7 protein-coding genes are annotated in these 15,244 nt (G+C 51.6%); 2 read left to right on the top strand and 5 right to left on the bottom strand.

Translation table 11 applies throughout. From position 1 onward, the window contains the following. The first annotated feature begins 11 nt into the window (after nucleotides 1-11). On the top strand, nucleotides 12-1,466 hold the full coding sequence (locus P2W70_RS29275; RefSeq protein ID WP_276485129.1) for a RagB/SusD family nutrient uptake outer membrane protein: 1,455 nt from the start codon (nucleotides 12-14) through the stop codon (nucleotides 1,464-1,466). Nucleotides 1,467-1,509: 43 nt separating this feature from the next. Then, complete coding sequence (locus tag P2W70_RS29270; RefSeq protein WP_276485128.1) at nucleotides 1,510-3,489, top strand: FAD-dependent oxidoreductase; 1,980 nt, start codon at nucleotides 1,510-1,512, stop codon at nucleotides 3,487-3,489. A gap of 68 nt (nucleotides 3,490-3,557) precedes the next feature. On the opposite strand, the gene P2W70_RS29265 is transcribed toward P2W70_RS29270, so the two are convergent. From P2W70_RS29265 to P2W70_RS29245, 5 genes are all read right to left on the bottom strand, one after another. Continuing rightward, nucleotides 3,558-4,877, bottom strand: coding sequence for a vanadium-dependent haloperoxidase (locus P2W70_RS29265; RefSeq protein ID WP_276485127.1), 1,320 nt, complete (start codon nucleotides 4,875-4,877; stop codon nucleotides 3,558-3,560). 2 nt (nucleotides 4,878-4,879) lie between these two features. Continuing rightward, nucleotides 4,880-8,347 carry a VCBS repeat-containing protein gene (locus P2W70_RS29260; RefSeq protein ID WP_276485394.1) on the bottom strand — a complete coding sequence of 1,156 codons (3,468 nt, stop codon included), beginning with the start codon at nucleotides 8,345-8,347 and terminating at the stop codon, nucleotides 4,880-4,882. A 105-nt stretch (nucleotides 8,348-8,452) separates the two neighbouring features. Continuing rightward, nucleotides 8,453-10,342 (bottom strand): RagB/SusD family nutrient uptake outer membrane protein, encoded by a 1,890-nt coding sequence (locus P2W70_RS29255; RefSeq protein WP_276485126.1) that lies wholly within the window; start codon nucleotides 10,340-10,342, stop codon nucleotides 8,453-8,455. A gap of 11 nt (nucleotides 10,343-10,353) precedes the next feature. Next, entirely contained in the window at nucleotides 10,354-13,857 is a 3,504-nt protein-coding gene (locus P2W70_RS29250) for a SusC/RagA family TonB-linked outer membrane protein (protein ID WP_276485125.1), read from the bottom strand. Nucleotides 13,858-14,092: 235 nt separating this feature from the next. Next, nucleotides 14,093-15,148, bottom strand: coding sequence for a FecR family protein (locus P2W70_RS29245; RefSeq protein ID WP_276485124.1), 1,056 nt, complete (start codon nucleotides 15,146-15,148; stop codon nucleotides 14,093-14,095). Between the last annotated feature and the right edge of the window lie 96 nt (nucleotides 15,149-15,244).

Genomic DNA, 15,244 nt, shown 5'->3' with positions numbered 1-15,244 from the left:
CAACTCTTTATATGAAACGGTTTGTTCAACTGATTGCTTTATCACTCTGCCTGGGGTCCTGCTCCAAGACCCTGCAGGAAGATCCCTATTCTATCGCAGAAGAAACATTTTATAATACGCCCGCAGAAGTGGCGGCAGGCGCCAATGCCATGTACAACCCTTTGAAAGGCGTGAGTAGCCTGGGTGGACTGTATACCATCCAGCTGGAATGTTATGCCGACTATATGTATGGCCGCGGAAGCCATGCGCCTTTGAATGACTATGCCGGGCTGGATAATACCAACGTGACGCGGGTAGGGGATATGTGGAAGGCTTTTTACCAGTCAATAAGGAATGCCAACATCATCATCAAACGCGCCCCCGAAGGAACCAAGATCTCTCCGGCCGATGTGGCAAAGTTTGTGGGAGAGGCGAAGTTCATGCGGGCGCTCAATTATTTTCACATGGTGCGCAACTGGGGTGGTGTGCCCTTGCGTACGGAAAAGAATATGCTGGACGTTGATCTGAAGCGCAACACGATCGAGGAGGTGTATGCCTTCATTGTAGCTGATTTGCTGGATGCGGAAACCAACCTGCCAGACGTTGCTCGCCTTGTGGGTGCTCCTTCCAAATGGTCGGCCAAGACCCTGCTGGCCGATGTATACCTCAACCTGGGCAAGTGGGTCGAGGCGCGGGATAAAGCGAATGAAGTTATTTTGTCGGGCAAGCACTCTCTAGTGAATGTTACGGTGGCCGATGATTTTGAACGCATCTTTGGTGCCGATGTGGTTACCACGCCCGAGGAGATCTTTTACCTCAAGTTCTCACGCCTCGGTAACAATATGGGTTTTCACTATGTGATGTATGCACATTATCCCGGTTCCGGTTATTTTCCGCCTGGTGGTTTCTATACCAACTACAGCGATTCGGACGTGATACCCGTGATGAAGAACTGGGATCGTGCTGATCTGCGCTATGTCTATAATTGGTATCCCAAAACGTTCGGTCTCGGTAATACCACCATCCTCAACCGCAAGTTCCGCGACCTCAAGGCTACCGGCCAAAGCAATGCCGGCAACGACTATCCTTTGTATCGTTATGCCGACCTGTTGCTGATCTACGCAGAGGCTGCCAACCGGGCTGCCAACGGCCCCACTGCCGATGCGATGGAAAAGCTCAACATGATCCGTCGCCGGGCCTATGGCGCAAATCCTTCAGTGGCAAATGCGGCTGTCGATTTTAAGTTGTCTGATTATAATTCCATGTCCTCTTTTCTCGACCTCGTAGTACGGGAGCGATTATACGAAACCTGTTATGAAGGCAAGCGTTGGCTCGATCTGAAGAGGTTGGGCATTGTAAAGCAGGTGGTATTCGCTGCCAAGGGAAAAACGGTTGCCGATAAACATCTTTTGTGGCCAATTCCAGTGAATGAATTAAATTACAATCATGCCATCGATCCGATAAAAGATCAGAATCCTGGCTACTAAGAAGTCAAAAAAGTATTGCTATCTACTAAAATTGTATTGCTGTATGTCCATTAAACGTTTCTCCTTTTTTTGCTGCTTCAGTGTTGTCTTCAGTTCCTTCGCGCAAACCACACAATCCGTAGATATTTGTGTCTACGGGGGTAACTCCGCTGGCGTCATTGCGGCGTATACCGCTAAGAGAGCAGGTAAGTCTGTCGTGATCGTCGAGCCCGGCGAACGACTGGGCGGGCTTAGCTCCGGCGGCCTCGGGTTTACTGATATAGGTAATAAATATGCGGTGACTGGCCTTGCCCTGGATTTCTATCGCCGCATTGGTCGTCATTACGGTAAGTTCGAGTCCTGGATCTTTGAACCTTCCGTGGCAGAACAAACTTTTCAACAGTATATTAAAGAAGGTAAAGTGCCGGTGATCTACAATAGCGCTTTGTACAACGTAAAAAAAGAAGGCGGCGAGATTCGCGAGATCGAGGTCAATGATCCGCTGGCGCCCGCACCGCAAAAGCGTAGAACGGTCAAAGCGAAGATGTTTATCGACTGTACGTACGAAGGTGACCTGATGGCGAAAGCCGGGGTCAAGTACTTTGTAGGTCGTGAAGCCAACAGTATGTATAACGAAACCTACAACGGGGTACAGCTGTTGGAGCATCACCAGTTCCCGGATGGTATCGACCCTTACAAAGAACCCGGTAAACCCGAAAGTGGATTGTTGTGGGGTATCAGCAATGGTACGCTGGCTGAGCGTGGCTCGGGCGATAAAAAACTACAGGCTTATAATTACCGAATCTGCCTGAGCAATGATCCACAGAATATGGTGCCCATCACGCAGCCGGAAGGATATGATGCTTCCAAATATGAACTGCTGTTGCGCTTGTTGGCCAAGAAACCAGTGGGTGACCTGTGGGGCTTTCTCAAGTTTGACCTGATGCCCAACCACAAAACGGACATCAACAACAACAATGCTTTTTCTACCGACATGATCGGCATGAACTATGACTATGCGGAGGCCGACTATGCAGCCCGCCGCAAGATCATCAGCGACCATGAAGCCTATAATAAAGGATTGTTGTATTTCATCGGGCACGACCCCAGGATGCCCGAGCACCTGCGCAATATGATGCTGAAGTGGGGATATCCGAAAGATGAGTATGTGAAAACGGGACATTGGTCGCCCCAGCTGTACATCCGCGAAGCACGCCGCATGATTGGTCAGTATGTGATGACACAAGCCAATTGCGTGGGCAAAGAAGTGGTGAAGGATGGTGTGGGCATGGCTGCTTATACGATGGATTCACACAATACACAGCGCCTGGTCGTAAATGGTATGGTGAAGAATGAAGGCGATGTGCAGATAGGAGGTTTTGGTCCGTACCCTATTGCTTATCGCTCCATTGTGCCAAAGCCCGAGGAATGTAAGAACCTGCTTGTGCCGGTATGTTTGTCGGCCACGCACATCGCTTATGGTTCTATTCGTATGGAACCGGTATTTATGGTGCTGGGACAAAGTGCGGCGCTGGCAGCTACGATGGCGATCGATGGCAAGCAATCGATCCAGGACATCGACATCACCCGGTTACAAGCACGTTTGCAACGCGATCCCCTGGTCAATGGTTCCACGCCAGAGATCGTTGTCGACAATGACGACGCTGCCCAGGTAACAACCAGTGGCACCTGGAAAAAGGAACACAATGGTTATGGCGCCTCCATGCTGGTGACGCAGGAAGCGGTGGCTTCCATTACCTTCAAACCAACTATTCAAAAAGCGGGTAATTACGAGCTGTATGTTTACTTGCCCAAAGTCAAGACACCGACGGAGAACATTCCCCTGGAGATTTTTGACGGCACGAAGAAACATTCAGCCAACATTCAGCCTTCTGCTATCCAGGTGGCCGGACAAACTTCCGGTGAATGGGTGAAGATCGGTACGTATAAGCTGCCTGCCGGCAGCAAAGCTTCCGTGCAGTTGCAGTCAGGGGGCACCGCCGGCACTACTGTGGCCGATGCCGTGTTGTTCGTCCCGCGATAAAATCCAGTGAAGTGGTCAACCTTTCATATCGCAGCCCTGGCCTATGGCCGGGGCTGCTGCATTACGGTTCATTGCTTTCCACGAGCCACCCGCGACAATAATTGATCGCCTACCTTGTTACCTTGCAGTACGCCGTTGTCGATCGCATCCATAAAGTGTATACCCCCATAAAAACGGCTGACGGCAGCTTCATCAGCGGCCTGCCGGAAGGAGGTGAAGGACCGCGCTGGCAAACCATAGCTGACTTCCACGCTATCCTTGTATCCAAAATGGTTACCAAAGTAATGACTGAGAATGGTCGCCGACGCGGAGGAGATCACGGAGTGGCCGCTCAGGTATTCCGGAAAGGGAGGCGTTTGCAGGAGTGGCTGCCATTGCGGATCCACCAGCTGACGGATGGCAGATTCCGGTCGTATGCGGTTACTGCGAAACTTTTCATCCCAACAGGTAATAAAGGCATCCATTAATCCCATGGAAACCATCGTGTAGATCTGAAGGCTTTCAGAAAAGCTCTTTTTCTCTTGCAGGCAGGCAATACCGGTGATGCCCAGCCAATGCGCGCCGGGTGATATTTTTTTCAGGCCCGTCACCAGGTGGCCGCCATCCTGTACGGCAAAGGGATTGCAATCCCAGAAAGCGGCGATGACACGGTATTCCTGCGGCATATCTTTCGTGACTGTATAGTTGCGCATCATCAGTGCATAGAAGTCAGATTGCTTGCTGGTGGAGAAAGGGATGGGCCTGGGCGGTATAAACTGACTGGCGGAGTCGAGCATGAATGGACGCACCGTATTGAAGTAGGGTTCTACAGCTGGCATATAGGCAGGGGCTGTAGGAAACCAATAGCCTGGTTCGTTCAGCGGTGTGTAACGTGGAAAATTGCTGATCCGGCTGTAACGATCTCCTTTGGCGTAGGCCAATACCTGTTTGCTGATCCAGCCGGCATACTGCTGTGATCTTTCCAATTCTTCTTCCGACATCCCGATGGCGCGGCAAGAATCCAATAGCTGTTGTTCGTAGGCGCCGATCATTTTACCTGACGGCTGCATCTTTTTGGCGGTCTCCAGCATGGCCAGCAATGCCGACAGCTCCGTATGATAGCCTGCCAGCGAATCGGGCTTCACCAGGGTTGGATATCCATTGATGATAAGAGGTAAGGGAGATATCGTACTATCGTTTTGCGCCAGCACTTCATACCCTGCGAGGCAGGCGTAGGAGAAAAAGCGGGCTGCGAGCGGCGGATTGGTAATGTCGTGTATCATGACGTCCGTCATGCGGGTAATCACCTGGCTGATATGCGTTGAAGCAAAGCTGGTCTTCGTAGTGGCCGGCTGGCAGCTGGCCAATCCCAGCGTGATGCTCAGCAGGAGGATGAAACGGGTAAGCATGGTTATCGGGTTGTATAAGCTTTAAGGGATTGTTGATTGATGCCAAACAGGAGCAGCTTGTCCAGCGCCAGCACGCTGCGTACATCGCCGGTGAGGTGAAAGCCCGATTGTTGCTGTGGTATATAGTTAAACTGTCCTTTGCCATCACCACGCAACAACACGCCGAAGTTGGCGTCGGACTTGCCAAAGCGCAGCCTGGCCCGGTTGACATTGCCGCATAACAAAAGATCTTCTACACCATCCTTGTCGTAGTCGAGCCGGGTGATCGTATAGATGGGCGAAGATTGTACAGTTGCCGGTAATGCCTGCAGGTGTAGTTTGCCATCGGTGCCGCTGGCAAAGTAAGCAGTGGCCAGGTAATTGGCCTGCAGCTTGTTGACGCCGTTCAGTTCTTCTTTGGTGAAGATGGTTTCCATCGTGGCATCTGCATAACTTTTATAATCGACAAAACGCGTACGCATGATACTCATCTGATCGAGCAGTTCATCGCGGGTTACATAAGGATATTCTTTCCCTTGAATGTAAAAACAACAGATGGGGTCGATGGCGCCATTATCGTCGAAATCTTTGTAATACAGGGTAGCAGGCTCCTGGTCGCTCACCCGGCATTGTGTATTGAGACCGTTGTTGCCGGCGATGATATCGGGACGACCGTCTTTGTTGAAGTCGGCGATCAGCAGTTTATTCCACCAGCCACTGTAGGGTTTTTCGAAGTATTGGGTGGTAGCTGGTTGCAGTTGTTTGTTGCCTGCCATGAAAACCTGTATGGGCATCCATTCGCCGGCGATCACAAGGTCGGGCTGTTTGTCGCCATTCATATCGATCCAGGCAGCATCGGTGATCATACCCGCCTTTTGCAGAGCTGGTGCGATGGTGGCCACCTGGTTGGAAAAATGGCCTTTGCCATCATTGATCAACAGGAAGCTTTCGGGCGTTTCGGGATATCGGCCCGGTACTACACGCCCCCCTACAAACAGGTCGGCGGCGCCATCTCCATTGATGTCTTGCACCCGTACGCAACTTTTGCTGACATGCAGGAGGGGCAATGCGTCATTGCTTTTGGTGAACTGCCCTTTGCCATTGTTGAGGTAGAGGCGGTCCTGCAGGATGCCATCGTCGGGCAGGAAGTGGTGATAACCGCCACTGGCCACATACAGATCGATATGGCCATCGCCATTGGCATCGAAGAATACGGCATCGGCATCTTCATGGTTTTTGTCGGCGTCGAAGGCGGATTGCTGGCTACGGGTAAACCGGCCACCTGGTTGCTGCAGGTACAGCCTGGCAGCTTGTCCACCACTGGCACCCGCGTATATATCTTCCAGGCCGTCGCCATTTACATCGCCTTTTACCAGGCAGGGAGTATTGAAGGATTGTGGATTCACCAACAGGGGTTGGCGCTTGAAATCGTTGATGGTATTAGTGGCATACGATTGCTGAACAGGGGAGGTCGTTTCCCGGAAGAAGGGAGCTGGTATAGGCGCTTGTCGTGTTGCAGGCCGGGAGTCTTTTTCGTCAAGGGGCACAACCTGGTCGGCTTTAACCTGCCTCAGCACCTGCTCCTGGCCACCGAGCCAGGTGATGCGCAGCGAGTCGATCGAGTTCGTCTTGCCGAGACCAGCATGTAGAACGGTTGATACCGTCGACAGGTATCCCCGGGTGGGCATTTGTTCCAGCAATTGTTGCTGTCCCTGGTGGTAGAGCGTGAGCCTGGCCCCCAGACCCTGCGTGTTGCCTCCGGCGCCTTTGAGTTTTACCTGCAGGTAGTGTTGGGTGCCATTGGTTTCATTGCGGTACAGGAAGGCAGGCTCATTGATGTTGTTGATCACGAGGTCGAGGTCACCGTCGTTGTCGAGGTCTGCATACGCTGCGCCATTGCTGTTGGAGCTTTTGGTGATGCCCCAGGCCTGCGTTTTATTGGTGAAGTTTCCATCACCGTTGTTGGCAAATACATAGTTGGTAAGGTTGGAGGAGGGGATCTGGTGTACGAGGTCAAGCACGTCTTCCCGCTGCAACCTGCCTTTGCCTTGCAGGTAATCATTCATGTACTTGATGAAATCCATATTGGTGAAATCGCGCAGGTAGCCATTGGTGACGAAGAGGTCCTTCCAGCCATCGTTGTCGTAGTCGGCCAACAAGGGTGCCCAGCTCCAGTCGGTGTTGGACACGCCGGCCTGCTGCGCTGTTTCACGGAAGCTGATGGATCTTTTGTTACCGCTTTGCAGATGGGTACCTGGCGTAGTGCCATTGTTCAGCTGTAGCATATTGCGCATGTACTGGTAGTGAAACCCTGACCGTAGGTTCAGGTCAAACTTCTCATAGTTGTCGGGCGCAAAAAGTAATTTCTGTCGGTGGTTGTCTTCGGGTAGCATGTCGAGGGTGAAGATATCGGGCAGGCCGTCGTTGTTGACATCGGCAATATCATTACCCATCGAGAATTGACTGCTGTGGCCAATGCTTTGGGCAAGCTGATCGGTGAAAGTGCCATTGCCGTTGTTGATGTAGAGATAGTCGGGCACGGCATAATCGTTTGAGACATAGATATCGGGCCATCCATCACCATTGAGATCGGCAATGCCGGCACCCAGTCCATAAGTCAGCGCAGAACTGCTGATACCTGCCTGCCGGGTAATGTCGGTGAAATGATTGTTGTCATTGCGAAACAGGCGTACACCACAGGCAGCATCTTCTTTGGCGAGCACGACAGCTGTTCTGGCTTCGTCGAGCACGGGCAGGTTATCGGGGTTGTGGTTGAGCAGGAAGAGATCGAGGTCATGGTCACGGTCAAAGTCGAAGAAATAACCTTGGGTGCTGAAGCCTGTGTCGGCCAGGCCGTATTGCGCTCCCTGCTCCAGAAAGGTAGGGACGCCCTGTGCATTGTTGCCCTGGTTGATATAGAGCTCATTCTTTCTCTTTTCAGGTCGAACTTTGCCGGAATAACACAGATACAGATCCAGCTTTCCGTCGCCATTTACATCGGCCATCGTAATGCCCGTTTTCCAGGGGCCGGGACGGCCGGCTACACCGGCGGCGAGGGTAATGTCATCAAAGGCAAACTGTCCTTTGTTCAGGTATAGTTGGTTGCTGGTCATGTTGCCAGTGAAATACAGATCTGCCAAACCATCACCGTTGAGATCGCCGGCAGCAACGCCCCCACCATTGTAGAAGTACTCGTACATCAGAATATTGGTATTGAGTGCTTCCGTGAGGTTGTTGGAAAATTGTACATGCGTTTGTTCTGGCGGCAGCAGAGTAAATCGTGGCGGTGCAGCTGAAGTAGTCGCATTTTCTTTGGCGGCATCGTTGCTGGTGCAGCTGGTTGCCAGTATCGCTACGATGGCAAGCAGGCGAAGGCTGTTATTGTTCAGGAGCAATGTTAGCAGGTTTTGGTACTTGAATGTACTGAATTCTTTAAAATAAGTCAGGCCGCCTTTTAAGCGACCTGACGTGGTAAACGATAACAAAAACACCAAACGAAGATCTGGTTTATGGATAGGTGGGTTTAATGGCGGCCTTGTCGGCCTGATAGGTTGGTATCACAGGGTGGGGCCTGTTGACGGCAGGCCCCTGTGTTATCAATATCCCGGATTCTGTACCAGTTTGGTATTGGTATTCATTTCTGTAATGCTGATCGGCCGGAAGTACATCTTGTCGTCCCAACGCCGGTTTTCCAGCGAGTTGACCTCTGTGGGTTTGTAGGTATAGTTATACTTGGTTTCATCGTACTTGTAAGGTTTGGGAGCGGTAGCGCCTGGTTTCAGCATGGCCACCACATCCATGTACACGGTTTTGCGGCCTAGGGTAGCAGGTGCGATCATCCAGCGTCGGGCATCGTGGTAGCGCTGGTCTTCGAACACCATTTCTACCCGGCGCTCATTCTGGTAGCGTGCCACCAGCGCGGCGCCTGATTCGTTCACGGCAGGCATACCGGCACGGGCGCGAATCCTGTTGAGCCAGGTTTTTGCTTCCCCTTCTTCTCCAAGAGCTATACAGGCTTCGATGTAATTGAACACCACTTCCGTATACCGGAAGAAGGGCCAGGGAATGACCTGGCGGGTGTTGTTGTCGACGATCGCAGGATCGGGATCGATGAACTTGCGCATGTAATAACCCGTCCAGGAACCGTTCCAGTCTTCAATGGTGCTGGCGCGCGTGTCGAGGCCCGATTGTAACACACCGCCCCCCATATCATAACGACCGGTCTGGATCTGGCTGGCAGGGTCTACATTGCCGGAAGCTTTGTCCCGTGGCTTCCAATCGGCACCGTCAAACATGACGGAAGCATACATGCGGGGGTCACGGTTCTTGTAAGGAAACTCTTTCTGCGCAGTATTGTTCCAATCGAAGCGGGTTCCATCCATCATTTCATAATCATCCACCAGGGCTTGTATCGGTGTATTACCGGCCCAGTTGTGGTAACCATTGGGACCGTTGTACAGACCCATTTGCATGCCGCCTTCTTCGCGAGCCATCGTAAAGAAACGTCCGAAGAGGATTTCCTTCTTGGCTTCTGCATCGATGCCGGGCGCCTTGCTGGCACCGCCCATAGCGAGGGAGATATAGTTCTTCTTGGCATCTTCGATCGATACAGGTGTCACCAGGTCGAGTTTGTAACCCTTGCCAGGCACCTTGTCCATGATGGCCTTGGCGGCATTCTTCGCAGCCTGCCAGCGGGTAACGCGGCTGCCACTGGGATAGCCGAGTAATTCTGGCTTGGCGAAAGCTGCAATGATAGCAGACTTGGCTTTGGCTGTAGGTATATCGTGCAGGTCACTGGCGGCATACACCAGCATGCGTGATTTGAGGGCCATGGCGGCCAGCTCATTGGCCTTACCATCGGGCATGGTAATGTCCTTCAGTTCGGTAATGGCGCTATCGCAATCTTTGATGATAAAGTTTACGCACTCTTCCCAGGTATTGCGCGCAATAGAGAAGTCGTCATTCAGCCCATACGACTTATCGATGATAGGTACTGCACCGTAATACCGTACCAGCTGGTGATAGTAAAAGGCGCGCAGGAAGTGGGTTTCCCCCTGCAACCTTTTTTTCAATCCGTTGACATCTTCGAAAGTAGCGGTACGCAGGTTCTCGAGCGCCAGGTTGGTATGCCTGATCCTGGCATACATATCATTTTTGCTGGCGTCTTTTCCCCAACGGTAATTCACGTTTTCCCATCCTACGTTGGAGGGGTTGAGAATACCTTCGTTGATCACATTGATGTTACGACCGGCATGGGTAAAGATCGTTTCATCACTGAGTGAGGAAAGCATCTGTTCGTCGAAACCACCCTGGCCGAGGCCAGCGTAAATACCGGTAATGAAAGCTTCGGCCAGTGCTGCGTCTTTCCAGGCGTCTGCAGAAGATACTTTATCGAGCGGTTTGGTATCGAGAAACTCTTGTTTGCAACCTGTTAAGAGCATGCTAGCGACTACCGGGAGTGTTATGTATTTAAGCAATTTCTTCATCGTGTACAGTTTTAAAAGGTTACTCTTGCGCCTACGTTGAGGATCCTCGCCTGCGGATAGTATTGTCCGTTGCCACTGGTGGATTCAGGATCCCAGATCTTCATCTTGTCGAAGGTGAGCAGGTTGATGCCGTTGACATAAACCCGGAAATTGCTCATGCCTATCTTTTGCATGACCTTGCCGGAAAGGTTATAACCTACTTCAAAGTTCTTCAGGCGGAGGTAATTGCTGCTGCGCAGCCAGTACGTGTTGTTGCCAAAAGTACCACTCGAATAGTAGGTGTTGCCCCGGTTGGCCAGGCGTGGATCCACATTGCTGGGATTTTCCACCGACCAGCGATGATCGTAAGAGTATTGCAGGAAGTTGCCGATCGTACCCGACTCGGTACCGAAGAACAACAAACCGCCGGTAGCTCCCTGGAAGAGGATCGTGGCATCGAAACCTTTGTAACCCAGGCTGATGTTGAGGCCGCCGGTGAACAAGGGATCGCGGTTCTTGTCGAGACGTACCCGGTCGTCACCATTGATCTCACCATTGCCATCTACGTCGCGGAATTTCATGTCGCCAGGACGCAGTTTGTTGGTGGCAGCTTTGTAGTCGATCGTGTTCTTGTCGATGTCTGCCTGATCTACGAATACGCCATCGTACTCATACACGAGGTAAGCAACGCCATTGGTACCGAAGGTATGACCTGTCGATAGCTGGTGTGGCTTGAGGCCCGGTGTTTCGGGTAACTTGACCACCTCGTTCTTGGCATAACCACCGTTTACGCTCACGGTGTATTTGAAGTCTTTGCCAATACGGTCGCTATAGCTGAGTTGAAATTCAAAACCCTTGTTCTTGACCTTGCCCAGATTTTGCGGCGGCAACTCCATACCGGCAGAAGCAGGTACCTGGGCCTCGTTGGCCATCAGGATATTGGAACGCACGTTTAAGAAATAATCAAACTCGAGGTTCAGTTTGTTTTGCAGGAATCCGGCTTCTAATCCTACGTTGGCATTGTTGGCCACCTCCCAGGTATACAAGGGGTTGGGTACACTGCTTTCACGCAATGTCTTCAATACGCTGTTGCCGGCTACGTACGAACCGAAGTCATACAAGGACAGGAAACGGTATTCCTGTAATACGCCGTTGAACAGGATATTGTCATTACCCATCTGACCCCAGGAAGCCCGCAGTTTTAGGTTGTCGACAAAAGTGAGGGGCTTCATGAAACCCTCTTCCGACAGGCGCCAGCCTACGAGGATACCCGGGAAGAAACCCCAGCGGTCGGCTTTGGGGAACATATAAGAACCATCATAACGCCAGAGGAATTCTGCAATGTATTTCTCCTGGTAGTTGTAGTTGACGCGGCCAAAATAACTCAAACGGGCACGTTCGAAGGCGCCACCATTGTTGTTCTTTTGTGCATCATCACCACCGGCAAACAACTGGTCGATTGAAGGAGAGATGTAGTTGCGACGGAACGCATTGAAGTTCTGGTTCTCGATCGTCTCGCGCGTGATGGCGGCCAGCAGGTTGATGGTGTGATCGCCAAACGTGCGGTCGTAGTTGAGGAAGGCGTTCAGTGTGATGTTGAGCTGATCTTCCTGCGACTCGGTCAGGCGTGGATCAGTAAAGGTAGAACGCAGGTATTTGTCCAGTTTAGGAGTGACACCATCCGCCTCGTACGATTTCTTATCCCAGTTGTACAGGTACCAGGGCGTTTCCCAACGCTTGGTACGGCGGGTGTATTTATCCAGGGAAGCGAAACCGGTCAGTTTCAGGCCCTGCACACCGGGTATCAATATCTCCACGCGGCCATTGGTTTGAATGTAATCGCGTTTGTCTTTATCGTATCCGGTAGCGTTGGTGGTGATCACGATGGGGTTCTCTCCATTCTCGATATCAGGTCCGGGCAAGCCATTGGGCCATACTTCCGGTTCGATGGGCTTGCCGCGCATCAGCATCCGGAAAATGGGCTGTGCTCCCTTGGTGGGGAAGAAGCGTGATTCCTCGCGGGCTGTCAATCCAATGCTGGTCGAGATATACTTGTTGACCTTGGCATCGAGGTTGAGCCGCATATCGAATTGCTTGTAACCGGTAGCCGAATTCTTGTAGTAGCCATCCTGGTTGTTGTACCCGAGCGAGGCCAGGTATTTCACCGTTTCAGAACCACCGGATATCTGCAGGTTGTGCCGTGATTGGGGCGACCAGTTCTTGAGTGTAGTACCAAACCAGTCGGTATTGGGATAACGCCAGATATCCGATCCATCAGCATGCTTCTGAATCACATCGGGTTGGTAGGTAGCGGTGAGCTTGCTGCCATCGGGTTTGGTGTAGGAACCCGTTGTTTTCAGCGCTGTCCAGGCATCTTTCCAGAGATTGGAGGGCAGGCCGGCATCGAATAACAGCAGCTCATTGATGATGGTAGTATATTCAACGGCATCCGACATTTTAGGAAGACGGGTAGCCTGTGACCAACCCTGGTTGAAGTCGTACGAGAGCAGCGGTTTGCCCGTTTTACCACGTTTGGTGGTGATCAGGATCACACCATTACCCCCGCGCGATCCGTAGATAGCAGCGGCAGCATCTTTCAGGATAGACATACTTTCAATGTCTGACGGGTTCAACCTTTCCAAACCACCCGCACGGTCGGGTACCCCGTCGATAACGATAAGGGCGCCACTGTTGTTGGGCGTATTGGAACCGCGGATGCGGATGGTAGATCCATCATACCCTGGTTCACCGGTAGCCTGAATCGCGGTAACACCTGGCAGGCGGCCAGCGAGTGCGTTGGACAGGTTGACGGTTGGCGCCTTGGCCAGGTCCGACCCCTTTACCTGTGCTACGGCACCGGTTACGGTAACCCGCTTTTGGGTACCATAACCCACCACCACCACATCACTGAGTTGGCCGGCGATAGGCGTCATGGTGACCGATACGCTGGTTTTACCGGAAATATCCACCTCCAGTTGTTGATAGCCAATGTAAGAAATGACCAGTGTAGTAGCGTCGTCTGGTACCTTGATCGTAAAGGCCCCATTGGCATCGGTATTGACGCCCTGGATGGTTCCTTTTACGACAACACTGACGCCCGACAGGGCTACGCCTTTGTCGTCGATGATGGTACCCTTGATCTCTTTTTCGAGACCTTCCAGCACCTCCAATGGTTCATTCTCATCGGTGAGGTTACCCGAGAATTCATTGGCCCCCCGGGGCCTGAAGAGGACGATGCGGTCTTTGACGATCTTAAAACTGACGCCGAAGGGGAGCAGCAGCTCTTCGAGCACTTCTCCCAGTTTTTTGTCCCTGGCTTTGATGGTGACGATCTGGTTGGCTTCGATGGTCCTGGAGCTGAACACAAAACGTGCTCCTGTCTGGTATCTCAAAGTGTTGAATACATCTTTCAGTTGTCCTTTATCTACAGAAAGGGTCACTACTCTGTCCATTACTCCTTGTGCATCAGCGTGATGATCGTAAGCCATGGAAGTCAGAAAAAAGACCAGGAAAACCTGTATGAATGCTATTCTCATTGCAATGGCAGTTAAGGCAACAAGTCGTTGTTTTTTCATAAATTTGATTGTTATTGTTCGCTGAATTTCAAGGCACGACAATAATGTATCCGCCTCCTGGCGGATGCCCGGCTGGCAATGTTGGTAGCATTGTCAGCTTTTATTTTTTTATGGCTGTGCGCGGTTAAGTGCTGTAATTGGAGAGTTTCATATACGCTTAGTTTTGGTTAGTGGATGGTGTTTATATTAGCTGTTATCAATTGTTGTCTGAATCTCCCTTAACCAGTATGCGGGTACCGCGTACTTCATAGGTAGCCTGTACGGCCTGGCAAACGATTTCCAGTTGATCGAATAGGTTTTGTCCTTTTATATCGCCCGAGAACAGGGCTTTTCCCAGCGCCTCGTTTTCGGTAATGATCTCTATATGATAGGCTGATTCCAGTTGCGCCAGTACCCGTGACAGGGCCGTTTCTTCGAATACGAAGTTCAGTTCCGTCACCGTCTCTTCCTGTTGGTTGGCCAGGCTCACCGGCAGTGGCAGATCGACCAGCATGGTGCGGAAATGACCGTTGTTGCGGGTGTAGATCACTTTCTGGTTGGGCTTCAGAATGACGCCGGCAGGGGAAGGCTGAATACGATCACCAGTGGGCAATTCCTTTTCATACACGGCGACTTTACCCGTCCTTACCGATACTTCTACATTGTTGGTGGCGGCATCCGTCTTTACAAAGAAGCTCGTACCCAATACCTGTGTCACAATGTTGTTGCTGTATACATAAAAGGGAGCCTGCGGGTTCTTGGTTACCTCGAAGAAGGCATTGCCTTCGAGGTAGACTTCTCTTTTACCCACCGAAAAGCTATCGGGATAGTATAACCTGGCGCCCGGCTCGAGAATGACGCGGCTGCGGTCGGCGAGTAATACCGTGTCTGGAATCGACCGGGTATTGACCTTACGGGATAGTTGTGGGGTCAGGGTGCCATCTTCTCCGGATTGAAGTCCTTTGCCGGGCTGCATCAACCAGTATAGGCTCAAGCCGATCACGACAATGGCGGCGGCTGCGGCAGACCATCTTACCAGGGCTGGCATTTTCCATACCCGGGGTGCCGGTGCATCTGCAGGTAGTGGCAGTGTTTTCTCTTTGATGACAGGCCATAACCGGTCGACGATCGATTTCACTTCTTCCTCACTCACGGCAGGGTCATGATCATCATCGAGCAACTCGTACCATTGTTCAACAAGTGTTCTTTCTTCCTCCGTACAGGTGCCGTCTGAATACCGTTGCAGTAGATGATAAAAAGCTCTTCGGTTCATGGGAAATAGTTAAATCAGTCGTCTGGTGAATGACCTAACTATTTGTCGGTGAAGCAACCTGCTACCCTAAAACAATCTTTGAAAAAATAATGGCGG

This window comes from Paraflavitalea pollutisoli (assembly GCF_029360705.1).
Classification (GTDB): Bacteria; Bacteroidota; Bacteroidia; order Chitinophagales; family Chitinophagaceae; genus Paraflavitalea; species Paraflavitalea pollutisoli.
Note: the sequence above shows the minus strand (reverse complement) of the source record. Positions and strands in the feature narration are given on the sequence as shown.